This is a genomic window from Citrobacter sp. Cb028 (assembly GCF_030336705.1).
GTDB classification, from domain to species: Bacteria; Pseudomonadota; Gammaproteobacteria; order Enterobacterales; family Enterobacteriaceae; genus Citrobacter; species Citrobacter braakii.
In genome coordinates this window covers 24794-49524 of sequence record NZ_JAOWCZ010000034.1, presented here as the reverse complement: position 1 = coordinate 49524, position 24731 = coordinate 24794, and the positions used below count along the sequence as shown (strand labels likewise).

22 protein-coding genes and 1 pseudogene are annotated in these 24731 nt (G+C 49.6%); 4 read left to right on the top strand and 19 right to left on the bottom strand.

Annotated elements, in window-relative coordinates; translation table 11 throughout:
• Window positions 1–36: 36 nt before the first annotated feature.
• From OGV75_RS09810 to proB, 10 genes are all read right to left on the bottom strand, one after another.
• Window positions 37–510, bottom strand: coding sequence for a FidL-like protein (locus OGV75_RS09810; RefSeq protein ID WP_046276288.1), 474 nt, complete (start codon window positions 508–510; stop codon window positions 37–39).
• On the bottom strand, window positions 485–1216 hold the full coding sequence (locus tag OGV75_RS09805) for a winged helix-turn-helix domain-containing protein (RefSeq protein ID WP_019076099.1): 732 nt from the start codon (window positions 1214–1216) through the stop codon (window positions 485–487). Before OGV75_RS09805 ends, OGV75_RS09810 begins: the two co-directional genes overlap by 26 nt.
• A gap of 144 nt (window positions 1217–1360) precedes the next feature.
• Complete coding sequence (locus OGV75_RS09800; RefSeq protein ID WP_131380707.1) at window positions 1361–2056, bottom strand: fimbrial biogenesis chaperone; 696 nt, start codon at window positions 2054–2056, stop codon at window positions 1361–1363.
• Window positions 2053–3669 (bottom strand): fimbrial adhesin EcpD family protein, encoded by a 1617-nt coding sequence (locus OGV75_RS09795; RefSeq protein WP_200013900.1) that lies wholly within the window; start codon window positions 3667–3669, stop codon window positions 2053–2055. Before OGV75_RS09795 ends, OGV75_RS09800 begins: the two co-directional genes overlap by 4 nt.
• Before the next feature lie 4 nt (window positions 3670–3673).
• Entirely contained in the window at window positions 3674–6166 is a 2493-nt protein-coding gene (locus tag OGV75_RS09790; RefSeq protein WP_286480605.1) for a CS1-pili formation C-terminal domain-containing protein, read from the bottom strand.
• A gap of 47 nt (window positions 6167–6213) precedes the next feature.
• Complete coding sequence (locus OGV75_RS09785) at window positions 6214–6891, bottom strand: EcpB family pilus assembly chaperone (protein WP_286480603.1); 678 nt, start codon at window positions 6889–6891, stop codon at window positions 6214–6216.
• Between the two features lie 53 nt (window positions 6892–6944).
• Entirely contained in the window at window positions 6945–7532 is a 588-nt protein-coding gene (ecpA, locus tag OGV75_RS09780; protein WP_046276283.1) for a common pilus major fimbrillin subunit EcpA, read from the bottom strand.
• 596 nt (window positions 7533–8128) lie between these two features.
• Window positions 8129–8848 carry a Crp/Fnr family transcriptional regulator gene (locus tag OGV75_RS09775; protein WP_047498426.1) on the bottom strand — a complete coding sequence of 240 codons (720 nt, stop codon included), beginning with the start codon at window positions 8846–8848 and terminating at the stop codon, window positions 8129–8131.
• Window positions 8849–9129: 281 nt separating this feature from the next.
• The gene (proA, locus tag OGV75_RS09770; RefSeq protein ID WP_016151868.1) at window positions 9130–10383 is read right to left on the bottom strand and encodes a glutamate-5-semialdehyde dehydrogenase; all 1254 of its coding nucleotides are present in this window, start codon (window positions 10381–10383) and stop codon (window positions 9130–9132) included.
• 11 nt (window positions 10384–10394) lie between these two features.
• The gene (proB, locus tag OGV75_RS09765) at window positions 10395–11498 is read right to left on the bottom strand and encodes a glutamate 5-kinase (RefSeq protein WP_003031373.1); all 1104 of its coding nucleotides are present in this window, start codon (window positions 11496–11498) and stop codon (window positions 10395–10397) included.
• 289 nt (window positions 11499–11787) lie between these two features.
• Between proB and phoE the strand changes: the two genes are divergently transcribed.
• Window positions 11788–12843: a phosphoporin PhoE gene (gene phoE, locus OGV75_RS09760; RefSeq protein WP_016151867.1), complete on the top strand. Its 1056-nt coding sequence runs from the start codon at window positions 11788–11790 to the stop codon at window positions 12841–12843.
• Between the two features lie 56 nt (window positions 12844–12899).
• Here the strand turns inward: phoE and crl are convergent, their stop codons facing one another.
• The 3 genes from crl to gpt form a co-directional block, all read right to left on the bottom strand.
• Window positions 12900–13301: a sigma factor-binding protein Crl gene (crl, locus tag OGV75_RS09755; protein WP_016151866.1), complete on the bottom strand. Its 402-nt coding sequence runs from the start codon at window positions 13299–13301 to the stop codon at window positions 12900–12902.
• Between the two features lie 57 nt (window positions 13302–13358).
• Window positions 13359–14603: an esterase FrsA gene (gene frsA / locus OGV75_RS09750; protein WP_016155767.1), complete on the bottom strand. Its 1245-nt coding sequence runs from the start codon at window positions 14601–14603 to the stop codon at window positions 13359–13361.
• A 98-nt stretch (window positions 14604–14701) separates the two neighbouring features.
• Complete coding sequence (gene gpt / locus OGV75_RS09745; protein WP_003031380.1) at window positions 14702–15160, bottom strand: xanthine phosphoribosyltransferase; 459 nt, start codon at window positions 15158–15160, stop codon at window positions 14702–14704.
• 261 nt (window positions 15161–15421) lie between these two features.
• Between gpt and pepD the strand changes: the two genes are divergently transcribed.
• Entirely contained in the window at window positions 15422–16879 is a 1458-nt protein-coding gene (gene pepD, locus OGV75_RS09740) for a cytosol nonspecific dipeptidase (RefSeq protein WP_016151863.1), read from the top strand.
• A 53-nt stretch (window positions 16880–16932) separates the two neighbouring features.
• Here the strand turns inward: pepD and dinB are convergent, their stop codons facing one another.
• The 3 genes from dinB to lafU form a co-directional block, all read right to left on the bottom strand.
• Window positions 16933–17988 (bottom strand): DNA polymerase IV, encoded by a 1056-nt coding sequence (dinB, locus tag OGV75_RS09735; protein WP_016155765.1) that lies wholly within the window; start codon window positions 17986–17988, stop codon window positions 16933–16935.
• A 66-nt stretch (window positions 17989–18054) separates the two neighbouring features.
• Window positions 18055–18696, bottom strand: a complete 642-nt coding sequence (locus OGV75_RS09730; RefSeq protein WP_286480602.1) for a DNA primase — start codon at window positions 18694–18696, stop codon at window positions 18055–18057.
• Window positions 18697–18751: 55 nt separating this feature from the next.
• Window positions 18752–19666, bottom strand: coding sequence for a putative lateral flagellar export/assembly protein LafU (gene lafU / locus OGV75_RS09725; protein ID WP_071600315.1), 915 nt, complete (start codon window positions 19664–19666; stop codon window positions 18752–18754).
• On the opposite strand from lafU, the pseudogene OGV75_RS09720 reads away from it, so the two are divergent.
• Window positions 19578–21296: pseudogene (locus OGV75_RS09720) on the top strand (flagellar biosynthesis protein FlhA); the annotation flags it as partial. The gene lafU and the pseudogene OGV75_RS09720 overlap by 89 nt on opposite strands.
• A gap of 38 nt (window positions 21297–21334) precedes the next feature.
• Here OGV75_RS09720 and OGV75_RS09715 read toward each other — a convergent pair.
• The gene (locus OGV75_RS09715) at window positions 21335–22096 is read right to left on the bottom strand and encodes a C40 family peptidase (protein WP_016155761.1); all 762 of its coding nucleotides are present in this window, start codon (window positions 22094–22096) and stop codon (window positions 21335–21337) included.
• Between the two features lie 349 nt (window positions 22097–22445).
• On the opposite strand from OGV75_RS09715, the gene dpaA reads away from it, so the two are divergent.
• Entirely contained in the window at window positions 22446–23186 is a 741-nt protein-coding gene (dpaA, locus tag OGV75_RS09710) for a peptidoglycan meso-diaminopimelic acid protein amidase (protein WP_016151817.1), read from the top strand.
• On the opposite strand, the gene OGV75_RS09705 is transcribed toward dpaA, so the two are convergent.
• Window positions 23157–23924, bottom strand: a complete 768-nt coding sequence (locus OGV75_RS09705; protein ID WP_016151816.1) for a class II glutamine amidotransferase — start codon at window positions 23922–23924, stop codon at window positions 23157–23159. The genes dpaA and OGV75_RS09705 overlap by 30 nt on opposite strands.
• A gap of 149 nt (window positions 23925–24073) precedes the next feature.
• The gene (lpcA, locus tag OGV75_RS09700) at window positions 24074–24652 is read right to left on the bottom strand and encodes a D-sedoheptulose 7-phosphate isomerase (protein WP_016155760.1); all 579 of its coding nucleotides are present in this window, start codon (window positions 24650–24652) and stop codon (window positions 24074–24076) included.
• Between the last annotated feature and the right edge of the window lie 79 nt (window positions 24653–24731).

The window sequence follows — 24731 nt, the reverse complement described above, 5'->3', positions numbered from 1 at the left end:
ACTACTAAAACCATAAGGATAACATATTATTGTTACTCATGCTGCCCGACAAACCATTAACGTACGTCGCAGATCTCTGATCGCATAGACATTTTTGGCGATATGGATGATCTTATAATAAAAAATTTCCTGTCGTGACATGAGTTGTTCGGTAACGTCATCAGGAACATTATCATTTTTATTTTTAACAATAGCTACACGACGGGTCTGCAGGTAACCATCACGATCTTTACCAATAAAATTCAGGATAACATTACGATCTACAGCATAATTTTTACCCTGAATATTGAGGCTTCCTATCTGAGATACCCGCCCTTCGGTAGCAGAAGAAATACGAAAAACCAGCAGAACTTCACCTTCAATTTTTACCCCCTGAGTTTGCGCCTCCAGATGCAGGTAAGTTTTTGCCGAGCAGGTCAGCGTCTCAGGTTCTTGATGGCGATATAAAAAATATGCTGTTATAGCTGCAAGAAAGATTGCCCCACTAATAAACAAAATTTTCACATTCACGGACAACCCCTCCTTTCTCTAACGTACAAATCCCAAGCAAATTCACTCTAAGATCATTGCCGGCTGATAAATTATTATCGTCATAAAAAACAATTGTTTTCTTGCCATCATGACAAGCCGCATTTACTTTTCGCCACATATCAGAAGATAAAAATGCTTTCGTTTTATCAGCATTATTGTCATCGGCAGTATAAAGTTCACAATCATCTATTGCCCTGATATAGATAAAATTTTTGGAACTTGAATTAAGTGCTAAAAATATAAAAATAGCGCTTCCAAGAAATGCAAATAATAAAATGAACAGAATAATGTTTTTACGTTTTGGTCTTACGGATGAGTTCACCGTCTCAGTTACCGAACGCACAGTTTCATCTTCAGAGGAAGATGACGATTCATCGCTGATCGAAGCATGGAACAAAAATCCCTGCCGAGGCAGCGTTTCAATGGGATTACCCGCCCCCAGCTCACTAAATGCTTTTCGCAAAATACTGATGCTTTTATTAAGACTATGACCCGATGGGGCCATGCCATGCTTTTTCCAGACTTCTTCAATGATAAACTCGCGGTGGACTTGTTGATTTTTATGGGCAATGAATAGCTCAAGTAGTCTCGCGGTAGACGCCGAAAGAATTATTGTCGTATCGCGATGTTTCAGGCTTTTTCTGGTGGAATCATACTCAACCTGTTCATTAATTATACTGTTCATACTACCTGACTCTTAATTACCGTGACGTTGAGTGCAAATGACTAAAATTTCATCTGTGCCGAGCTGATCACTGCATTGTATAAAGATAGTTACAGTATAGGTTCGATATCTAACCATGACATATCGGATCAGACTTAATGCTTACTATTGATTGAGTTTGAAGCACCCCTGACCTACTGGTATGTATTTCTGCAATGCAACGATAAATTTCCGGTTTTTTGATTTCAATTCGCTACTACGCCAGGTTTCACCCGGCAACACATAACGCATGGTGGCTTCATCATCGGTTGAGTTGCACCCCAGATGTACGATGATTTTAAAAAAAGTATTCCCGGTGTTTTTCAGTGTTCCGTTTGCCTCATCAATGGTGTAGGCCAGATTCATTTTTCTCGGGCGAACAACCAATATGGTGTCCATAGCGATCACCGGGAGAGCCTGCCCTCCTTTCCCTTGATTACGCTCGGTAAACAGCGTTATCGGCATTTCACGAAACAGAATTCGGTAATAGCGTTCTTTATCATCCTGCGGTCCACGGTAGAAAATCTTAAAAAACTCACTCGCCTGCGGAGCCAGTGAAAAATTCAGCGGCGTAAACAGAAGTTCGCCTTCAGCAATGGCACTTCTGTTTTCACCTCCCGGTCCAGGCTTATCAATTTTTACTGCGCCAATACTGTACAAATTCTGTTTCTGGCTATCGTTATAGATCCGTTTGCTGATAAATGATTTATCCGATGGCATCTCATAAATGGTCGACTCCAGGTAGACAGCCTGTGCGGAGAATATAGTCAACCCAGAAAGTAAGATAAATCCCCATCTAAACACCAAACGGCAGCGGTTCATGGCGTCACTCCCACCCAATTCGCCGTGACTTTTATCTCTCCACTGGCACTGACGACACCTTCCCAATCTGTTCCGGAAACAGTTAACATCGACCTTGAATCATTCATTGGGAAAAGCAATTTCAAATCAGTAGCATAATAGCTTCCATCATCATTGTTATTTGCGTCCCATGGCGTCTGTTGCCACTGCGCATCGCTCATATGGATTGCTGCTTCACTACAGCTATTTCGTTTCTTCACCACGCCCCCCGACTGACTGTTGTACTGCAGAAAGGCGGGGATTGGGACTGACAGCCCGCCTTGAGGGGAGGTAAACAGACAGTAAGGCACACTGTTTATCGTCGTACTTTCTCCAATAACTTGCGCGGTAATGCTATCAGCCTGACGAGGACCGGAGACTGTCACGGTGTAATCTATTTCTATAGGAGCGGCGTCGCCAATCGTGCCACTGCCGCTCGCAGAAGCGGTGTTGTCTGAAGAGACGATACTGATCCCATACTCCTTCGGCACAATATTGATCTGTAGCGAAGGCGTAAACTGGTAGTGCCCTGACTCAGGTGTTAAGCCATTATAAAAACCGAAAGTAAACGGTTGAGTGTTAGTAATGCTGATTCCTGAATCGACGAGTTTTTTCAGGAACACTTTTGACAGAAAAATATATATGTACTCTCCAGAGGTCGTGAAAACGTTGTAATAAGCAGTTGAAGTACCATAGTTATACCAGTTTGAACCATTCCCGGAGTATTTCACGGTGGCCGGTCCAGGCGTAAAACCAAGCATCGCCGTGTCGACATAAGCGCGAAACGTCAGAGAGGCGGTCAGATTGGCGGTTTGTTGCAGGTTATAATTTACCATTTTGCAAATCACGCCGTCTTCGCCGTTAACCACGCCAAGCTCGCAATAACCAGTGTCTTTGGTGATGCTCGGCGTACCGTCGCTGGCAACCCAAAGCTCCTGAAATGCATTAGTCGATACCAGTGACAGATGACCACGTTTGGTTAACGTATAATTGACGTAATTCCATAATCCTTTCGATTGATCTTTGCAACGTTGCCCGGAAGAATAATCATAATCCACGGAAGTATAACAACGGTTGAACACATAGGTTTCGCTGCTACCGGTAGGCACATTGCGAAAGTACTCATAGGCAGTATCCGTCAGGGAAGCGAATCCGTAGGCGCCACCAATAACACCTGCGATAGATCCCACCTGCGCATGATAAAAACCGTTTTTATCAGTGCCTTGCCCGGCAATAAATCCAGTTGATGGACACTGGCTGCCGCTATAACAACGGATCCCCCGAAAAGGCCCGTTAATCGGGGAATTATCAATCCACATGTCCTGATAATAATTTCCTGGCGCAGTCCAGATGACAAAACCTAAATACCCGAGACTTACCTGAGAGGTACCGTATTTTATCCACGTGTTTGAACCGCTGAAACGAGGGTCGAGTGCGGAGGGGGTGATAAAGTATTCACTATCAATGGCATTTTCAATAAACAAATAGTTATTACTGACTGAGCCGGAAGATACTGCATTTAAAGCCAAAGCAGGCGCAGGCGTGAAACTCCCCACGGCACAGATTACAGTAGCTACTTTAATTAATACTTTCATTTTATTACCTCTGCGCCATCGTGGTTTGCGTGGAACATTTCACATCACCAACCCACGCTGCGCCGCGTGCTTTTTCCAAATCGAGATCGGCTTCGCATAGGCTGCCATTGGCTGAAATTAACGTGATGACCGGATATTTCTTATCGATATCGATAGCAAACTCCCCTTTTTCATCCGTACGCGTTTTACCGATGTGATTATGAATATCGGTGTTTGCAGCCAACTGCCCATCGGGATAACGAATACGCCCGAATACGGTGACCATACTTTTCACTTCAGGGTTGATAACACCCACGTTACCCGGATATAGCGTCAGTTCCTGTTTGCGCCCTGAAACAATATCAAAGCTGTCTTCAGAGTTTTTATCATTGAGGATCTCCAGCTTGTACTGAGCATAAGGCGGCAGTGCAATGAAATTTGATTTACCGCTGAGAAGATAATTTCGGTTATTAATCTTCGCAGCCAGTTTCCCTTCGCCGGTCAAATCGGTTTTCACAATAATGCCTGACCTTTGCCTCTCTTTACTCAGACCGAAATCTTTTCCTGCCCACGCCAGGGAACCTTGAGAAGAGAAGTTCATATTGGTGGAGTTGTCCGCGGAACGCGTTACCGATACGGTGCCGGCGTTATATTTCGTGTCATAACTCAGATTGCCGTTTACCGAATAATTATTGTCGTAATACTGCTCGCCACTCAGGCGTGTCGAAGCCGACAATCCGACCGATTTAATGGGGCCTTCAGCATACTGCTTGCGCGCGCTGAGATTACCCTGAGTGCTGCCATAGCGATCCCGGGAGACGCCCATGCTCATCCAGGACGCCAACGGCAACGATAAATCCAGGCTGACATAACGTTCCTGTCGCCCATCGTCATTCCGGTTGTTGTAGTAATAACGCTGAATACCTGCGCGCAACCCAACCGTGGCATACTTGCCTGAATAAAGGTTCGTGCTGTAGTCCAGGTTACGGTATTTATTTCCCGAGTAGCGATTCTCCGTCTGACTCACGGTAAGCGAGCCGCCATGAGGAATAAACTTTCCGAGGTTAAGAGTGCCACCAATGGAATAATTGTCACGCTCCTGCATGGGCAGACGGTCGCCAATTTTACTGTCTTCACGAGATGCCCAAAGGGAACCATATCCCTCGGGGATATTGAGATTGATATTACTGATGTTTCGCCATGACGAATCGTTCGCTACCAGCGTCTGATTGCCAATGCTTACGTATTCGTTCACATTGAGTGTGACATCCGTTTCATTAACCGCATTGTTGCCAAAACCGTAGAGCGTAGATTTCAGGCCCAGCCCCGACAATATCGCCAACGTCACCGATGCGGCACCGCCGGCAATCCAGGTCTGCTCATTGCCTAAATCCTGATAGTGGTTTCGCTTATAGCTCACACGGTCATAATCCAGTGAGCCACCAAACAGTTGCCATGAGAGCTGATCAATTCCAGCTGCCTGCTGGCGGGCAAAGATTTTATTAACCCGACTGATACGACTATTAATTGTCCGGCCATTGACCACGATATCTACCGTGACATCATAAACACCATACGGAAAACGACTGGTATCAATTTCATAACTGCCCATATTAAAGTTCTGTACGCTGAGCAAACGCCCGTCACGAAATACATGAACCTCGCCAGCGGCTGGCAAAAATACGGTAATTGGCGTGAGCGAAAGCGAGGTATTCTCAACAACCGTACTTCCTTTGTTTCCGTAGCTTACGCCGTAAATTTTCCCACCATTCAGCGCATTCAGGCTGGCAATAGACTGGACATTCCAGGTGTCGAGCATCCCGAGCGCCAGTCGATATCCGTCATAATCACGCTCATACATCGCGCGATAGAGTTTACTGGTGCTGTTGCTGTCGCCTATGCCGTAAAACGAACCGTTAATGTTGACATGGTGTTCACGCAGCGATGTTGTATTGTCCATCGTCAGATAGCTGCGGGTACTGCTGCCGTTATGATAATCGTTGTAGTAGGTGCCAAAGTTATAGTTCAGGACGTTAGAGAGAGTCTCCACGCTGGAAGGTCCAAGCAGGCTGCTGCGTGCGACAATCGCTTCAGTTAACGCATCTTTGCTGACAATCATCTCCAGGTGAAATGAAGAGACGTTGAGTTGCAGACGTGCATCATTCGATAGCTCGATGTTGGTGTTATCGTGAAACTTCACATCACGAATTTTTTCCACCAACGCGCGGGTTTTTCCAGATAACACGGCATTATTGGGCAATTCAGCAAGAGTCAGGGCTTTAACCGTAATATTGCCATCAACAAGGGAAATCACCGCATCGGCAACTTTTTGCTTACTTTTCTCGTCAGTCTCGTTGTAACGAATATATACCGGCACCGTCATTCCCTGCTCCAGTGAACGGGCGAAAGCGCTGGGGATAACATAATTACCCACTTTTACTGGGGCTGCATGTGAAAATCCTGGTGTCAGCGCAAGAAAAAGACAAATGCTACCGCCGACAATATTTGTTGTTGTCATCTGCATCCTTACATTCCGGTAATTTTATTTATCCCTGCTATTGACCATCACTTCACTGTAATAAACTGCTTACCGTGCCAGATACCGATGCGTGAACGGCTATTACGAATGTCGGTAAACTGTAATTTTATTTTTGTACCCGGCATAATGTAATAACGTTCGCGACAGCCTCGTCCCCGATCGCGAGCCTTATCTTTACAAGCCCCATAGGCGATCACACGAAACGAAACATTGCCGGTATTAGTAATAACATCGCCATTTCGGCTATATTCAAAACGCTCCTTGCGCGGCGCGACTACCAGGATAGTGCCAATTTCAGCCGACGCTGTTGCAACAGCCATTTTATTCGCCCGGGTTTCCGCGCTCTCGGTGACCGGCTCATCTATCCATTGCAGACGATAATAACGCTCGACATCATCTGCAGGTCCTTTATAAAAGAAACGAAATACATCCTTCGCCTGGCCAGGAAGAATAAGATTGGCAGGTGTAGAGAGTAATTCTCCGGAATTAACGGGCTTTATTTCGATTCCCCCCGCCAAAGGTGATGACAATTGTTTTACCGAAACACTGACATAACGCGCCGCATCTGTCGTATTGATAATTTCTTTCGATAATGAACTCTCAGCAGAAGTCATGATCGATGTGATTTCACCAACATTAATTGCCCATCCGGGAAAAGATGCTACTAACCCTACCAACATCGCTGCCGGTAAATATTTTTTCATGACACCATTCCTGATAAATTCGGGAGAACAAATTCTCCCGAATTTTTTATTACTTAGGCAGACGGAGTCGTCCAGGTTGCATTGAACTGTACTTTTACATCGCCAGTCCAATAGCCGTCTGGCAGTGCAGAGTAATCTGCTACTGTCTGACTACCATCAGAAGTCGCTGACGCGATGGTGAATTTGAAGTTGGATTGATCGCTGACACGATCGGCACCGTTATAAGCGCCATCAGCCATCAAGCTTTCAAGACCAGAAGTGGAGCTGGAGTTAACAAGGACAGTATCTGATGAATTAGTCAGCGCAGTGCCATTCCATGCCACCCCTACGTTCAGGGTAGAAGCATCACCACTGGCGTTGATCAGAGTGTTACTAATAATCTGAGCAGTCAGTTCAAAATCAGTTGCCGTCTCCTGACCCTGAATCGTCACATCAAAAGCACCGTCCTGAGAGTTGAAGGCATTCAGCCCTTCAGCATACTGGAAAGTTAAAGAGTTCAGCGGGGTGACAACCAACATGCTGGTGGTATCTTTCGTTGCCGTCGCGTCCCACGAGGCTGTTGCAGAAGCAGTAACATCTGCCATTGCATTTGCTGCAACAAATACAGAAGCCAGAGATGTTACTAATAATATTTTTTTCATTTTATCTTCTCCTAAGAACAAACTCACCACCGAGTCTTATTATTAAGTCACTCCAGCGGTTCCATTAATTGCGAGCCAGAATTGCCGCGCCAAAAAATTATCATTTGGATTAAGTAACATCTCAACAAACCCTGAAACGTAAAAATTACAAAAAAACTAAGAATTTTCCTATAAAAAACATTATATAAGAAGTTTCCTAAGATATAATTACTTAAAATATGTACATTTTTAGAATTATTATCCACGCGAACAATAAAAACCAAACAATTCATCTTTTTTATGTTTTTGATAAATATCAAAAAGATCATACAAATAGCCCAGGAGTAAAACCCTTAAAAAACATAAAGATAATTAACATCCACATACTCTCTCTGTAATGCTTATTATTTGTTGCAATTATGCTAATTTTTTAACTTCACAAGAAAATTCTCATGAAATATTTATTTAAGAGGGAATATTCTTATAAAAATAGCGCTGACCTGTAGGATTATCATTCGAATTGATAATTATTCCACATAAATAAAACCAGGAATTTTCCATATAAAATGAATATTCCTGGAATATCAAGAGATAAATAACGCACGGCAAAGATAGGGTTAGCTGAAACCTTTTAACCCCAAATAACTATTAATTGTTACCGTACGGACCCGATGTAAGCTAATCAACTTTTGATGTTCGAGGGATTTTAATGAGCGGCTAACGGTTTCAATTTTAAGATCGAGATAACTGGCAATTTCCTCCCGCGAGAATGGCAAGCGAAGCGTCGTTTCAGGCCTGCCAATACGTAAATGCATTTCGTAAAACTCCACGAGGAAAGCAGCGATTCTGGCCTCAGCATGTTTATTGGCATAACGCCGTAGTTTTTCAACAATGAATCCATTGTCCCTGCAGAGAAACTTGATGACTGCCGCTGCAACCGACGGCTCCTTTTCTGCTGCCTTGAACAACCGCGCAATATCGATATGACATACCTCCGCAGCCGTTGCAGCCTTGATCGTTGTCAGATACTTACCCCCCTCAACGGCATCCAGCGCCATGATATCTCCCGGAACATAAAAGCGACTGATAAAATCGTTATCACCACATTCCACGCTGGACGTGCAGTACCCCTCGTGAATAACAAAAAGCATGTCCGCGGCTCCATCCTGCCGGGCGAGTATCTCCCCCGCTTTAAACTTCCTTCTTTTGTCTATTAATCGGTATTGATTATCACGATCAATCGCCGCTCCCTTTGGACACAGTGAACAATGGCGGGGGGGAAACGGGTTGCCGAGTGGCACAACAGGAATGCTATGTTTGTGAATATCCGATTTCACGCAACTACTCCTCATAAAAATGAGACTGATTCTAATAGATTGGACCATAGGAACAATACGTGAGCCGCAGACCCAGAAAATTCATGCTGGTAGGGAAAATTCTGTGATACGTCGCCTTTTCGACGCCGGGGAGCACATGGCTAAAAACCAGACTGATGCGGATGATGATAAAACACAGGATAGAAAACAAATGCGGTAGCGGGGTAAAGAGTAGAATTAACCGGGCAATGCCTTAACAGACCTGAAAAGCATAGACCTATTATGGCATCGCCCGTTTTCAATTACGCACGAATCGTGTCGTCACCGAAGCCAACCCACTTATAGGTGGTCAGTGCTTCCAGACCCATTGGGCCACGCGCGTGCAGTTTTTGCGTACTCACAGCCACTTCCGCCCCCAGTCCGAATTGGCCGCCATCGGTAAAACGAGTAGAGGCGTTAACGTACACGGCAGAAGAGTCCACTTCATTCACGAAACGATCGGCGTTACGCAGGGTGCGCGTCAGGATAGCATCGGAATGCTGGGTCCCATGCTCGCGAATGTGGGTGATAGCATCGTCCAGATCGGTAACGATTTTCACGTTCAGATCCAACGACAGAAACTCGTCGTCATATTCTTCGGCTTTCACCGCAACCACGTTAGCGGGCCCTGCCTGCAATGTGGCCAGCGCGGTGTCGTCGGCATGCAGCGTGACGCCGCTTTGTGCCATCTGCTGGCTCAGCGCAGGCAGAAAACGCGCAGCGATATCCTGATGCACCAGCAGGGTTTCTACGGTGTTACAGGTGCTCGGTCGCTGAGTTTTGGCGTTGACGATAATCTTCAGCGCCGGGTCGATCTCCGCGCTATCATCAACATAAATATGACAGACCCCAATGCCGCCGGTGATGACCGGGATAGTCGACTGCTCACGGCACAGCTTATGCAGACCCGCGCCACCGCGAGGGATCAGCATATCAATGTACTTATCCATGCGCAGCATTTCAGCGACCAGCGCGCGGTCCGGGTTATCTATCGACTGCACGGCTGCGGCGGGTAAACCACAGGCTTCCAGCGCCTTTTGGATAACCGCCACGGTTGCCGCATTCGTCCGGTACGTCTCTTTCCCACCGCGCAGGATCGCCGCATTACCGGTTTTCAGGCACAGGGAAGCCACGTCAACGGTGACATTTGGACGCGCTTCATAAATCACGCCAATCACGCCCAGCGGAACGCGACGACGTTCGAGACGCAGGCCGCTATCCAGCAGACCGCCATCAATCACCTGCCCGACCGGGTCGGCGAGATTACATACCTGACGCACATCGTCGGCAATCGCTTTCAGACGCGCCGGAGTCAGCGCCAGGCGGTCGAGCATTGCTTCGCTCAGGCCGTTGGCTCGCGCTTGCTCAACATCTTGTACGTTCGCGCTGAGGATGCTTTCCGTTTGCGCTTCCAGCTCATCAGCTATCGTTTCCAGTACGCGGTTTTTTTCGCGACTGGAGAGCAGCGCCAGCTTGTATGACGCAGCTTTGGCAGCAATGCCCATTTGTTCCAGCATATGCCTGTTCCTTAACGGGTAATCATGTCGTCGCGATGGACAGCAACCGGACCGTATTCGTAGCCCAGGATGGTGTCGATCTGTTGTGAGTGATGTCCGGCAATACGGCGCAGCGCATCGCTGTTATAGCGGGTAACGCCGTGGGCAATATCGCGCCCTTCGAGATTGCAGATGCGGATCACTTCACCACGAGAGAAGTTGCCTGTCACGCTTTTAATGCCTTTTGGCAGTAATGAACTGCCACGCTCCAGAATCGCTGCGGTCGCACCCTCATCAACGGTAATTTCCCCGGCAGGCGGTGCGCCGAAGATCCAGCGTTTACGGTTCTCCAGCGGAGAGGCCTGTGCATGGAAACGCGTCCCAACGGAAACCCCTTCCATCACGTCGCCAATTACGCCCGGCTTGCTGCCTGCGGCAATAATGGTGTCAATCCCGGCGCGGCATGCAACATCAGCGGCCTGCAGTTTAGTCCCCATACCGCCGGTTCCCAGACCCGAGACGCTATCACCGGCAATGGCGCGCAGCGCATCATCAATACCGTGAACGTCTTTGATCAGCTCAGCCTGCGGGTTGGTGCGCGGATCGGCGGTAAACAGCCCTTGCTGATCGGTCAGCAGCAGCAGCTTATCGGCCCCGGCCAGAATCGCCGCCAGCGCTGAAAGGTTGTCGTTATCACCGACTTTAATTTCGGCGGTCGCTACGGCGTCGTTCTCATTAATGACAGGAACGATGTTGTTATCCAGCAGCGCGCGTAGCGTATCGCGGGCGTTAAGGAAGCGCTCTCTGTCTTCCATATCCGCACGCGTTAGCAGCATCTGTCCGATGTGAATACCGTAAATCGAGAACAACTGTTCCCACAGTTGAATCAATCGGCTCTGCCCTACCGCCGCCAACAGCTGTTTCGAGGCTATCGTTGCCGGGAGCTCAGGGTAACCCAGATGCTCACGTCCGGCGGCAATCGCGCCCGAGGTAACGATAACAATACGATGCCCTGCGGCATGGAGCTGCGCACACTGGCGAACCAGTTCTACGATATGGGCGCGGTTCAGGCGGCGCGATCCGCCCGTTAACACACTGGTGCCAAGTTTTACCACCAGCGTCTGGCTGTCACTCATGATTCTCTGCCATTCAAAATTGGGGAAAATGATATCAAACGAACGTTTTAGCAGGACTGGCCCCGGTTGCCAACAACCAGCTCACAAAGCATGAAATTTTATTGCGCAGGATCAGCAAGCGTAGCGGCAGATTTTGACGCATTTATTACAGAAACAAAAAAACATCCTTTTTTAAAAATATTCTTACTTTGTCATAAAACGTTCATTACCAGACGTTAAAAACCCTCCTGTCTTTTAACGGGGATCACACCCAGTGAATATTAGCGCGTACTTTTAATCAGGAATGAAAATGAAAAAGAGCACTCTGGCATTAGTGGTGATGGGTATTACTGCGTCGGCATCCGTACAGGCAGCGGAAGTGTATAACAAGAACGGTAATAAACTGGACCTGTACGGCAAAGTAAAAGCCATGCATTACATGACGGATTATGACAGCAAAGACGGCGACCAGAGCTATATCCGTTTAGGTTTTAAAGGCGAAACGCAAATTAACGATGAACTGACGGGATATGGCCGCTGGGAAGCAGAGTTCGCCGGCAATAAAGCCGAAAGCGACTCAAACCAGCAAAAAACCCGTCTGGCCTTTGCCGGTCTGAAATTAAAAAACCTTGGCTCGTTTGATTACGGTCGTAACCTCGGCGCGCTGTACGACGTGGAAGCGTGGACCGATATGTTCCCGGAATTCGGCGGCGACTCCTCCGCGCAGACCGATAACTTTATGACCAAACGCGCCAGCGGCCTGGCGACCTACCGTAACACCGACTTCTTCGGCGTCGTGGATGGTCTGGATCTCACCCTGCAATACCAGGGGAAAAATCAGGACCGCGATGTGAAAAAACAAAATGGCGACGGTTTTGGTACTTCCGTTACCTATGATTTTGGCGGCAGCGATTTCGCGGTGAGCGGTGCGTATACCAACTCCGATCGTACCAACCAACAGAATCTGCAAACGCGCGGGACTGGCGATAAAGCAGAAGCCTGGGCAACCGGTTTAAAATATGATGCTAACGATATTTATATTGCGACGTTCTATTCTGAAACGCGCAATATGACGCCAATTTCCGGCGGCTTCGCCAATAAAACACAGAACTTCGAAGCGGTAGTTCAGTACCAGTTTGACTTTGGTCTGCGTCCGTCACTGGGTTATGTGCTGTCAAAAGGGAAAGATATTGAAGGCGTAGGCAATGAGGATCTGGTCAATTATATCGACGTTGGCGCAACGTACTATTTCAACAAAAATATGTCCGCGTTTGTCGATTATAAAATCAACCAGCTCGATAGCGACAATAAACTGGGCATCAACAATGATGATATCGTTGCTGTCGGTATGGTTTATCAGTTCTGATGTAGCATAAAAAAATGCCGGATGGGTTGCGCCGCCATCCGGCATTTTACTGTTCATTATGCCGTTAATTTAACCGGTTCATCGTTAAAATCGTCAGCAGGCTCCAGCGCCAGATTCAGCGACGTTAACAACCCACGTAATTTTTCATGAAATTCACGTAAGGTGTATTCCAGTCGCTCTACCACTTCAGTCTCTTTCACCGGCACCGCAGTCCAGTTCCCGTCTTTATCGAACAAGCCAAACTGGTAGCTGTACGTGAAGCGTTTTTCCTGCGCCTCCAGTTCCATCCACCAGCCCCAAAACTCGCGTTTCTCTGGGGCGGGTTTCACATTGACGCAAACAGCCAGACAATCGAAAAAAAACCGATTATCTTCGCACTGCCCTTCCCGGATGTACGGGCCAAGCGCGGTGAATTTCTTGATCAATCTACTTTTCGGATGCCCACTCGGTAACGTCATTACGATCTCCTTAGGTGAAGCACCTGTTTTACCAAATCGATAAAATTTAGCAAACTTTTAACACAATCTCTGATTGATCCAACCGGTTATTTCCTGCAGCCCTTTGTCAAAATTGCGATACACCGGGTTGAATGGAATCTCCAGCAACTTACCGTCAGAAGATGAAGAAGTGATTAAACGCGACTCCTCTTCCGGGCTAAACGGATCGTTTTTCCAGAACCCCGACAGCATTGGCGTTGGGCAGCGTCGGCCCAGCAGGCCCTGCACTTTTAATGAATAGCGATTAAGCTCAACGCGCAACGCTTCATCGGATGCGTCGTGCATTCCCAAACGACTGGCCAGAACGTCAAGGTACATTTCCGGGACGCTTGCCTGGCGCTGCGGGTCGCTAAGCAGCGCATGAACCACCGGACCCAAACAGGCCACCGCCTTCAGACGTGATGATTCCAGATACGCCAGGCGTACCGCCACGTTGGCGCCAAAGCGGAAGCCGAAGGCCGCCACACGAGTGTGATCCACCCACGGAACATTCGGCAGCGCTTTTAATACGTGCTGGTGCAGCAGGCTGGAGTCCTGGGTCAGTTTCCATTTTGACGAGAACCCGACCGACGGCATATCCAGCGTCAGCATGGCAATACCGCGCGGGGCAAAGTAGCGCTCATACAGAGTGTAATAATCCGTTTGCATGGAATCGAGGCCACCGCACATCAGCACCGTCGGGAACGGACCGTCGCCTTTTGGCATATGCAGGAAGCCGGTAATCGGCGCGCCGCCGGTAACGGCAAATTCCATCTCACGCAGCGTGCCCGGCAGACGCTGTGCGGCCTCTTCATAGGCGCGATTGGCCAGAGCCTGCGCCTGCTCTGCCAGCTCATCGCCTTTTAAGTGCGGATAAGCGGCGATGTTGTAGAGCGTGGAAGCATGCAGCCAGTGGCGTCCGCTCACCTGCGGATCCTCTTCCATAGAGGCTTTCTGTTGCCAGTCCATCGCCTGCTTCGCCCACTCGTAAATCCAGTTTCCGCCGCGATAGCCGATAACCGTGTCGTAAAGCTCTTTATCGGTGCGTTCGGCTTCGCTCATGACGATACGCGCCTGCACTTCGAGGATTTCGCGCGGATCGACGCCACGCCAGATCCACATCAGGCGGTTCACCATACGGTACCAGTGCGGGATGGTTTTGCCATCCAGGGTCGATTGTACGGACGGCTGCGCGCCGTGATTAAAACGACGAACCAGCGTTGACGTTTCAGGGTGTTTGAAGCGGGGTTTAAACAGGACTTCGCTGAGGTTAGCCTGTGACATGATTGCAGCCTCCATGAGTACTCACTAAGGCATAGTGTAACCTGACACAGCACAAAAAGAACAACGCCCGACAGTGCGGGCGTTGAAAACTTTTTAGATTAGCGACCCGAGATCGGCGGAACGAACACTACGCCCATATCCCACGGCTGCTCAATCCAGGTATCCTGAGGGATATCAACAACATAATCATTCACCAGCGGGCGACCTGCCGGCTTAGCGAAAATAGTGACGAAATGCGCTTTAGGGTACATTTCGCGGATCGCTACGGCGGTACCACCGGTGTCAACCAGGTCATCAATTACGATGAAACCTTCACCGTCGCCTTCGGCACGCTTCAGCACTTTCAGTTCGCGCTGGTTGTCGTGATCGTAGCTGGAGATGCATACGGTATCGACATGACGAATACCCAATTCACGCGCCAGCAATGCGCCCGGCACCAGACCACCACGGCTAACGGCAATAATGCCTTTCCATTGTTCAGAAGGCATCAGGCGGCTTGCCAGTTTACGTGCATGGATCTGCAACATGTCCCAGGTGACGACGTATTTTTCGCTCATGTGAAGTGTCCCAGCCTGTTTATCTACGGCTTAAAAAGTGTTCGAGGGGGAAATAGGTTGCGCGAGATTATAGAGATCTGACGCACTAAAAACCAGTGTTTCGCGGAATCCGTGCCTCTTTTTGCATGCTTTATGCTAGCCGTCAGCGGAGAAAGTGGTATTCTCAATCGCATCGCGCAAGCCTGACTTGTGATGTTTTTAATTCTGCTAACCCTGTGGCCTGCAAGCAAGTTTTGTAGGACATCGCCAAGGAGACTCAACGTGTCTGAACTGTCTCAGTTATCCCCGCAACCGCTGTGGGATATTTTTGCCAAAATCTGTTCTATTCCTCATCCGTCCTACCATGAAGAGCAGCTCGCTGAACACATTCTGAGCTGGGCCCAAGAGAAAGGTTTCCACGTCGAGCGCGATCAGGTCGGTAATATCCTGATTCGCAAACCCGCTACCGCAGGAATGGAAAACCGCAAGCCGGTCGTTCTGCAAGCGCACCTGGATATGGTCCCGCAGAAAAATAACGACACCGTGCACGACTTCACTAAAGATCCTATCCAGCCTTATATTGACGGCGAATGGGTAAAAGCCCGTGGCACCACGCTGGGTGCGGATAACGGCATCGGTATGGCGTCCGCACTGGCCGTTCTGGCTGATGACAACGTGGTACACGGTCCGCTCGAAGTGCTGCTGACCATGACCGAAGAAGCAGGTATGGATGGCGCGTTTGGTCTGCAGGCTAACTGGCTGCAGGCAGATATCCTGATCAACACCGACTCTGAAGAAGAAGGTGAGATCTATATGGGTTGCGCAGGCGGTATCGACTTTACCTCTAACCTGCCGCTGTCCCGTGAAGCAATCCCGGCTGGCTTCCAGAGCTTTAAGCTGACGTTGAAAGGCCTGAAAGGCGGTCACTCCGGTGGCGAAATCCACGTTGGTCTCGGTAACGCTAACAAGCTGCTGGTACGCTTCCTGGCGGGTCACGCTGAAGAGCTGGATCTGCGTCTGGTTGATTTCAACGGCGGTACGCTGCGCAACGCAATTCCGCGTGAAGCCTTTGCCACCCTCGCCGTGGCGGCAGATAAAGTTGATGCGTTAAAAGCGCTGGTCAATACCTACCAGGAAATCCTGAAAAACGAACTGGAAGCCAAAGAGAAGAACCTGGCTCTGCTGCTGGATGCCGTGACTCACGACAAAGCCGCGCTGACCACTCAGTCTCGCGACAGCTTCGTACGTCTGCTGAACGCCACCCCGAACGGTGTTATCCGCAATTCCGACGTAGCCAAAGGCGTGGTAGAAACCTCCCTGAACGTCGGCGTTGTAACCATGACTGACGACAACGTTGAAATTCACTGCCTGATCCGTTCCCTGATCGACAGCGGTAAAGACTACGTGGTGAGCATGCTGGATTCACTGGGTAAACTGGCTGGCGCGAAAACCCAGGCCAAAGGCGGATACCCTGGCTGGCAGCCGGATGCTAACTCTCCGGTTATGCACCTGGTTCGCGAAACCTACCAGCGTCTGTTCAACAAAACGCCAAACATCCAGATCATTCACGCCGGTCTGGAATGTGGCCTGTTCAAGAAACCGTATCCGGAAATGGACATGGTTTCCATCGGGCCAACCATCACCGGTCCGCACTCCCCGGATGAGCAGGTTCATATCGAAAGCGTTGGTCACTACTGGACGCTGCTGACTGAACTGCTGAAGTCTATTCCGGCGAAGTAAGATCCTGCGCTAAATGCCGGATAGCGCTGCGCTAATCCGGCAATCCATCAGAGTCACAGCCCCAACAGCAGCTGTCTTTCCAGTTGGGGATCCAGCAGCGTGACGTGTAATCCCACCAGCCTCACGCCTCGCCCTCCCCGACGTTCTTCCCAGGTTTTACGCGCCGTCGCAATTAAGTCATCTTTATTTAAGCGCGGCCAGACGTGCTCCTGCGTGGTCTGCTGGAAATCATTAAACTTGAGTTTTATCCCCTGGCGAGCGATAAGGAGATCCGGCTTTACCTTGGCCAGACGCCGTTCCAGTTCGGGATAAAGCCGCTCAATAATCGCCTCACACTCTGACCACTCATGAATATCTTCCGCCAGCGTGCGCTCCACGCCGACGGATTTGCGCAGTCTGTCGTTGTTAACGTCCCGCTCGTCAATGCCCTGGCTTCGCTCCCACAGCACGCGACCAAACTTACCAAAACGTTTGAGCAGCATTGCCAGGTCGTATTTTTGAACATCCTCGCAGGTACGCAATCCCATTGATTCCAGCTTCGCGGCGGAGACTTTGCCGACGCCGGGAATTTTGCCGAGCGGTAACGTTTTGAGAAATTCAGGAACATCGGCAGGGGTAATCACATATTGCCCGTTGGGCTTGTTGAGATCGGAGGCTATTTTTGCCAGAAATTTAACCGGCGCAATCCCGGCGGAGGCGGTTAGCTGCAGCTCGTTAAAAATCGTCTGGCGGATCTCCTGGGCGATCAGCGTGGCAGAACCGTGGCAGTGGGTGCTGTCGGTTACATCCAGATAGGCTTCATCCAGCGACAGGGGTTCAATCAGCGAGGTATAGCGGGAGAAAATAGCCTGAATCTGGCGGGAGGCTTCTTTGTAGGCCTCGTAGCGACCGGGTAATAAGGTAAGATGCGGGCATAGCTTTAACGCCATTCCCGTTGGCATCGCGCTACGCACGCCAAATTTGCGCGCCGGGTAATTGGCTGTACTGATAACCCCCCGGCGCTCCCGGCTGCCGCCGATGGCAATGGGGATGTCACGCAGAGCGGGGTTATCGCGCATTTCCACCGCTGCGAAAAAGCAGTCCATATCAACATGTATGATTTTGCGCATTACTCGCCTCCCACAATACTGTTTAAGTATACAGTATTTTTATAGTGTGAGAAGTATGATTATTCCTTACGCCGGACCATTCATGACGAAGCGGGCATCGCACAGGTAACGCACAATATCCTTTTTCGTATGTTCTGCGGGATTACCCGCCGTACTGACAAACAGTTTATTCACTTTGCGAACATTTGCCCGCAGCAGTTTTTCGATTGTCATCAGGCGGAAGGCATCATTTTCAACGCAGAAAAGCTCGTAGTCGCCCAGACGTTCACCACAAATTTCACAGTGATTCATCCAGTAACGTAGCCCGGTGGTTTTACTTTTATCGAGGTAGTAATTGCTGGCTTTGATGTTCTTTTTTATCTCTTCAGGCAGAGAATTAATGTGGAACAAAAAGCTGTTACGCCTGACCGACTGCCAGCCCTGACCATCCTGATTTTTCTTAATAAAGCGGGTAAACATCACGCCATGGATGCGGGTAATTTGGTGGCAGCTCCAGCAGTGCATCTTCGAGGTAATCACCAGATAGTACGGCGCGACAATATTAAAATTGTCGGTGTCGTAGACATAGTCACGAAGCGCCCCGTTTAGCTCGTGGGATTCGGTGTACCAGATACCTGAGACCTTGTCGAAATGCGCCCCCTGACAGGCTACATCGGTGACGTTATCAGTATGAATATCCAATGGAATAATATGGGTTACATCTATCACATTGCCTTCCTGAGGAATAAATTGCCCCCACGTTGCGTGGGGGACGGGAACAGAATTAATGAGTGACGGGAGCAGATTGTTGACGTAAAGAAGTCACTTGCTTTTGCTTGTCCAGCTTATCCACCAGCGGTTGCACAACCTTCTCTCCCTGCTGGCCAAAATATTGATACAACGTATCGGAAGCGCTTTGCGTCAGCACCATGATCTCAATGCGACGGTTCCCGGCACTTTCCGGGTTTTTCGCATCCAGCAGCATTTGGTCCGCCATCGCGCTGACCTGCATGACTTTATTCTGCGGCATTCCGGCATCCTCCAGCACGCGTCGCGCCGACAAAGCGCGGTCGCCGGAGAGGTTCCAGTTGTTGTAAATGTTACTCTTATAGCTCATCGCGTCTGTATGCCCGGTGATGATTATCTTGTTATCCAGCGAGTCAAACACGGGGGTCAGTTCAACCAGCAGCGATTTAAAGAACGGCATAATCCTGGCGCTACCGCGCTCAAACATATTGCGATTCTGGTCATCTTTAATCAGTACGCGCAGCCCCTGAGGAACAATCTCCATCTCGAGGTTAGTTTCCATATGCGCATTGCGGGCGATAACGTTAATGTCGGTCGCCAGTTCGCCCAATTCGCGGGCTGATTTTTGTTTCAGCAGCACCGCTTTTTCATTCACATCCAGCGCCTTTTTCGCGTTCTCTTCCGTAATTTTCGCCGTCTCCTGTGGGTTGACGGTTTTATCGAGTTTGTTGCGCGTGACGTTTTTCTTCTGCGCTCCCGGCGCTATCGGCTGCTTGCCCAGCTTATTTAACGGCGCCATACCGCCACCGTTAAAGATTGACTGACCATGCAGCGCCGCCACGATATTTTCGCGGTCAGCTTTACTGACGCTGTTCACAATCAACTTTATCGTGGTTACCAAGGGTGCCGAGCGTATCTCCGAGGTTTCGGCCCGCTTTACGCTGGACGCCATGCCCGGGAAGCAGATGGCGATCGATGCCGATCTGAACGCAGGCCTGATTAATCAGGCCCAGGCGCAGGCGCGACGTAAAGATGTGGCGGGCGAAGCGGATTTCTATGGCGCAATGGACGGTGCGTCGAAGTTCGTGCGCGGTGATGCCATCGCCGGGATGATGATCCTGGCCATCAACCTGATAGGCGGCGTCTGTATCGGTATTTTTAAATACGATTTAAGCGCCGAAGCCGCATTCCAGCAATACGTACTGATGACCATCGGCGATGGTCTGGTTGCCCAGATCCCATCTCTGCTGCTGTCGACGGCGGCGGCGATTATCGTTACACGCGTGAGCGACAGCGGTGATATCGCCACAGACGTGCGTAGCCAGTTGCTGGCCAGCCCCTCCGTACTTTATACCGCCACCAGCATTATGTTTGTACTGGCGGTGGTACCGGGAATGCCGCACTTCCCGTTCCTGGTGTTCAGCGCCCTGATGGGTTTCACCGCCTGGCGTATGAGCAAGCGCCCGAAGGTGGCTGAAACTGAAGAGAAAAATCTTGAGACGCTGACTAAAACCATCGTTGAAACTACTGAGCAACAGGTCAGTTGGGAAACTATCCCTTTGATCGAGCCAATCAGCCTGAGCCTGGGGTACAAGCTGGTGTCGCTGGTAGACAAATCCAAAGGGAATCCGCTCACTCAACGTATTCGCGGTGTACGGCAGGTTGTCTCAGACACTAACGGCGTGCTGCTCCCGGAAATTCGCATCCGCGAAAACTTCCGTCTAAAACCGACCCAGTACGCCATTTTTATCAATGGGATCAAGGCTGATGAGGCCGATATTCCCTCAGATAAGCTGATGGCGCTGCCCTCCAGTGAAACGTATGGCGAGATCGATGGTGTTTTAGGCCACGATCCGGCCTACGGTATGCCGGTGACGTGGATTGTCCCGGCGCAAAAAGCCAAAGCGCTAAATATGGGGTATCAGGTCATTGATAGTGCCAGCGTCATTGCGACGCATGTGAATAAGGTCATTCGCAACTTTATTCCCGACCTGTTTAACTACGATGATATTACCCAACTGCATAACCGCCTCTCTACGATGGCCCCCCGTCTGGCGGAAGATCTGAGCGCGGCGCTGAATTACAGCCAGCTCTTGAAGGTTTATCGGGCGCTGCTGGTCGAAGGCGTGCCGCTGCGCGATATCGTTACCATTGCCACCGTACTGGTCGCCAGTAGCGCCGTCACTAAAGATCATATTCTGTTAACGGCAGATGTGCGTCTGGCGCTCCGTCGCAGCATTACCCATCCGTTTGTGCGCAAAGATGAGCTGGCGGTCTACACGCTGAATAATGAGCTGGAGAATCTGCTGGCTAATGTAGTGAATCAGGCTCAGCAAAGCGGCAAAGTGGTGCTCGATAGCGTACCGGTCGATCCTAATATGCTGAATCAGTTCCAGACCAATATGCCGCAGATTAAAGAACAGATGAAAGCCGCGGGTAAAGAGCCGGTACTGCTGGTCGCACCGCAGCTACGTCCTCTGCTTGCGCGCTATGCGCGCCTGTTTGCACCAGGCTTACAGGTGTTGTCATATAACGAAGTTCCGGATGAGCTGGAATTAAAGATCATGGGGGCGTTGAGTTAACCCCTGACGAGGCGGTGCCATTCGCACCGCCTTTTTGATTACAGAATGGTATTTTCCGTCAGAATACGACGAGCGCCGAGATAATGATCCTGCCAGAAGTCATCGGATAAATTGCTCACCCGAATCGTTTCTCCCGTACGCGGCGATTCAATAAATTGTCCCTGCCCCAAATAGACGCCCATATGATCGGCAATATCCCGACTGTGAATATGAAAGAACAATAAATCACCACGACGCAGGTCGCGATTCGCGACGATGGTCGCCCGCCGATAGTGATACATTTCATTCGCCGTACGTGGCAATTTTGCTGCCAGAATTTTGTTGTAGGCATAAAAGATCAGCCCGCTACAGTCAAAGCCTTGTTCCGGGCTGGTCCCGCCCCACAAATAGGGTTTACCTAACTGCTGCTCAAGACGGTGGATTGCCACTTCGGTTATGTTGTGCAGATGATCGCTACTGAGAAAATGGTCATTCTCAGCCAGCTCCTGCCAGCGTTGATCGCTCGCTTTTAATGGCCCCGGGAACCACTCCGGGTGCTGTTTAATCAGCGTCCTGTTTTGCTGGCGCAGCGCGCTTTTACTTTGCGCATTACCTTCCACCACATAACTTGCCTGCTTTTTTACCTGCGCGTGGTACTGCTTCAGCAGCCGGGCGCGGTTACGCATGCGTAATTGCGCCGCATAGCTTAAATGGGCGTCAGATAAGAGGGGCTGAACTTTGGCGACAGACGGCGAGGACAACACAACACACAAAGACAGCAGACCCGGCAAAAAGCGTCGGGGCGCAGAGACAAAAGACATGAAAATAACACTACCTAATCAAACACGTTCGCCGCAGTCTACCGCTATTGCCGAGCATTCCATTTTAATATTCGATTATTAAATTATTAATTTTTTAAATTCAATATATTAGGAATTCTGCACTCAGAAGACTAAATGACGTGCGCTAACCCGCAAAATACGTCAGTGTCTGACTGCCTTTAAGCACAATTTTCCGTATAAAGAAAATCTAAAGTGTAAACGCCGCACGAGAGACTTGCGAAAAACTCTCTGGGTGATAATGTGAGCGCTCCAGATCCAGATTTATCCGATTTGGGAACTCTTTTAGCCGTCCTGGCGTGTGTAATCGTTTTATCAAGGAATAAGCAGTATGCGTAAAATCGCATTTTTTCTTGCGATGCTTTTATTGCCGTGCGTTTCATTTGCCGGTTTGCTGAGCAGCAGCAGCCCGACTACGCCTGTCAGCAAAGAATATAAGCAGCAATTAATGGGCTCCCCCGTCTATATCCAGATCTTCAAAGAAGAGCGAACGCTGGATCTGTACGTCAAGATGGGCGAACAGTATCAATTGCTCGACAGCTATAAGATCTGCAATTATTCCGGCGGCTTAGGTCCGAAACAGCGTCAGGGCGATTTCAAAAGCCCGGAAGGGTTTTACAGCGTACAGCGCGGACAGCTGAAACCGGATAGCCGCTTTTATAAAGCGATTAACATTGGTTTCCCTAACGCCTACGACCGCGCACACGGTTATGAAGGTAAATACCTGATGATCCACGGCGCCTGCGTTTCCGTCGGCTGCTACGCAATGACCGACAACGGCATTGATGAGATTTTCCAGTTTGTCACCGGCGCACTGGTGTTTGGGCAGTCCAGCGTGCAGGTTAGCATTTATCCATTCCGCATGACCGATGCCAACATGCAGCGCCATAAGTTCTCGTATTACAAAGAATTCTGGGCGCAGCTAAAGCCGGGCTACGATTACTTTGAACAAACGCGTAAGCCACCGACCGTTTCCGTCGTCGATGGCCGTTACGTTATCAGCAAGCCGTTGAGTCACGAAGTGGTTCAGCCGCAGCTGGCATCAAACTATACGCTCCCCGAGACAAAATAACGCCCACTCGCCTGGCATAATCTTTTGCCAGGTTTCATTGCCGGTTAGCGGCTGAGTGGCAATCACGGTGACCACATCATTGGGTGTGGTCTCTGAGCTAAAATCGATTTCCACATCCTGATCCAGCAGTGTCGCCACGCCAAACGGCGCACGACGGGTGATCCAAAACAGGTTGGTCGAGCAGAAAGCCATTACATAACGCCCGTCAGACAACAGCATGTTGAAGACGCCCTTCTCACGCAATTCTCCTGCCAGCATCGCGATATATTTAAACACTGCCGTCATATTGCCAGGCGTACGCGGATACCGTTCAGTCAGCTTGTGGAGCAGCCAGCAGAAAGCTTTTTCGCTGTCGGTTTCCCCGACCGGACGGAAATTACCGGTTTCCAGCGATTTATAGCCGCTGAGCTGTCCATTATGAGCGTACGTCCAGTTACGTCCCCACAGTTCACGCGTAAATGGATGGGTGTTTTCCAATGCCACTTCGCCACGATTCGCCTGACGAATATGGGCAATCACGGAACAGGATTTGATGGGATAGTCTTGTACCAGTTTGGCGATAGGCGAATTAAAGCTGGGTTGCGGATCTTTAAACGTACGGCAACCCTTACCTTCATAAAACGTAATACCCCAGCCGTCTTTGTGCGGCCCGGTACCTCCGCCGCGCTGAACCAGCCCGGTGAAGCTAAAGCAGATATCGGTTGGCACATTGGCGCTCATCCCGAGCAGTTCGCACATACATCACCTCCACAAACGCCTTTAAGCGGGAAGGCGTAATTGTTGCAGCCAGTTTAGATTCGGACAGCGCGCAGAAACCGGAGCGTACACGTAGTACGTGAGGATTTCGGGCACTGCCCGGATTCAAAATGGCAAATAAAATAGCCTTCTTACTTCACCATCTCTTTTTCGATCAACTGGATCAGGATATGGATCACTTTGATATGAATTTCCTGAATGCGGTCAGCATAGCCAAAGTGTGGTACGCGAATTTCGATATCCGCACTGCCCGCCATTTTGCCGCCATCTTTACCCGTCAGGGTGATGACTTTCATCCCTTTCTCGCGCGCTGCGGCAATCGCTTTAATCACGTTAGCGGAATTCCCTGAAGTAGAGATGCCTAACAGGACATCGCCTTCGCGGCCCACGGCTTCAACGTAGCGGGAGAAGACATAATCGTAACCGAAATCGTTGCTGACGCAGGAGATATGGCTGACATCAGAGATAGCGATCGCCGGGTAGCCTGGGCGGTTTTCGCGATAACGTCCGGTCAGCTCTTCGGCGAAGTGCATCGCGTCGCAATGGGAACCGCCGTTACCGCAAGAAAGTACCTTACCGCCAGCTTTAAAGCTGTCTGCCAACAGGACCGCCGCGCGCTGAATGGCGTGAATATTGGCGTCATCTTTAAGAAAATTAGCCAGCGTTTCCGCCGCTTCGCTCAGTTCGTTACGAATAAGATCCTGGTACATGAGGATATCCTTCAGCATGAATGTAAATGACAAGATGCAGTGTACCGGATAGCGCTACCAGCGAGAAGTACAAGCCACA

What these genes read in the sequence shown, in the direction of transcription:
- OGV75_RS09805 (WP_019076099.1), bottom strand. Translation starts at nt 1,216, where the DNA reads ATGAACAGTATAATTAATGAACAGGTTGAGTATGATTCCACCAGAAAA.
- OGV75_RS09800 (WP_131380707.1), bottom strand. Translation starts at nt 2,056, where the DNA reads ATGAACCGCTGCCGTTTGGTGTTTAGATGGGGATTTATCTTACTTTCT.
- OGV75_RS09795 (WP_200013900.1), bottom strand. Translation starts at nt 3,669, where the DNA reads ATGAAAGTATTAATTAAAGTAGCTACTGTAATCTGTGCCGTGGGGAGT.
- OGV75_RS09790 (WP_286480605.1), bottom strand. Translation starts at nt 6,166, where the DNA reads ATGACAACAACAAATATTGTCGGCGGTAGCATTTGTCTTTTTCTTGCG.
- OGV75_RS09785 (WP_286480603.1), bottom strand. Translation starts at nt 6,891, where the DNA reads ATGAAAAAATATTTACCGGCAGCGATGTTGGTAGGGTTAGTAGCATCT.
- ecpA (WP_046276283.1), bottom strand. Translation starts at nt 7,532, where the DNA reads ATGAAAAAAATATTATTAGTAACATCTCTGGCTTCTGTATTTGTTGCA.
- proA (WP_016151868.1), bottom strand. Translation starts at nt 10,383, where the DNA reads ATGCTGGAACAAATGGGCATTGCTGCCAAAGCTGCGTCATACAAGCTG.
- proB (WP_003031373.1), bottom strand. Translation starts at nt 11,498, where the DNA reads ATGAGTGACAGCCAGACGCTGGTGGTAAAACTTGGCACCAGTGTGTTA.
- phoE (WP_016151867.1), top strand. Translation starts at nt 11,788, where the DNA reads ATGAAAAAGAGCACTCTGGCATTAGTGGTGATGGGTATTACTGCGTCG.
- crl (WP_016151866.1), bottom strand. Translation starts at nt 13,301, where the DNA reads ATGACGTTACCGAGTGGGCATCCGAAAAGTAGATTGATCAAGAAATTC.
- frsA (WP_016155767.1), bottom strand. Translation starts at nt 14,603, where the DNA reads ATGTCACAGGCTAACCTCAGCGAAGTCCTGTTTAAACCCCGCTTCAAA.
- gpt (WP_003031380.1), bottom strand. Translation starts at nt 15,160, where the DNA reads ATGAGCGAAAAATACGTCGTCACCTGGGACATGTTGCAGATCCATGCA.
- dinB (WP_016155765.1), bottom strand. Translation starts at nt 17,988, where the DNA reads ATGCGCAAAATCATACATGTTGATATGGACTGCTTTTTCGCAGCGGTG.
- lafU (WP_071600315.1), bottom strand. Translation starts at nt 19,666, where the DNA reads ATGGCGTCCAGCGTAAAGCGGGCCGAAACCTCGGAGATACGCTCGGCA.
- OGV75_RS09715 (WP_016155761.1), bottom strand. Translation starts at nt 22,096, where the DNA reads ATGTCTTTTGTCTCTGCGCCCCGACGCTTTTTGCCGGGTCTGCTGTCT.
- dpaA (WP_016151817.1), top strand. Translation starts at nt 22,446, where the DNA reads ATGCGTAAAATCGCATTTTTTCTTGCGATGCTTTTATTGCCGTGCGTT.
- OGV75_RS09705 (WP_016151816.1), bottom strand. Translation starts at nt 23,924, where the DNA reads ATGTGCGAACTGCTCGGGATGAGCGCCAATGTGCCAACCGATATCTGC.
- lpcA (WP_016155760.1), bottom strand. Translation starts at nt 24,652, where the DNA reads ATGTACCAGGATCTTATTCGTAACGAACTGAGCGAAGCGGCGGAAACG.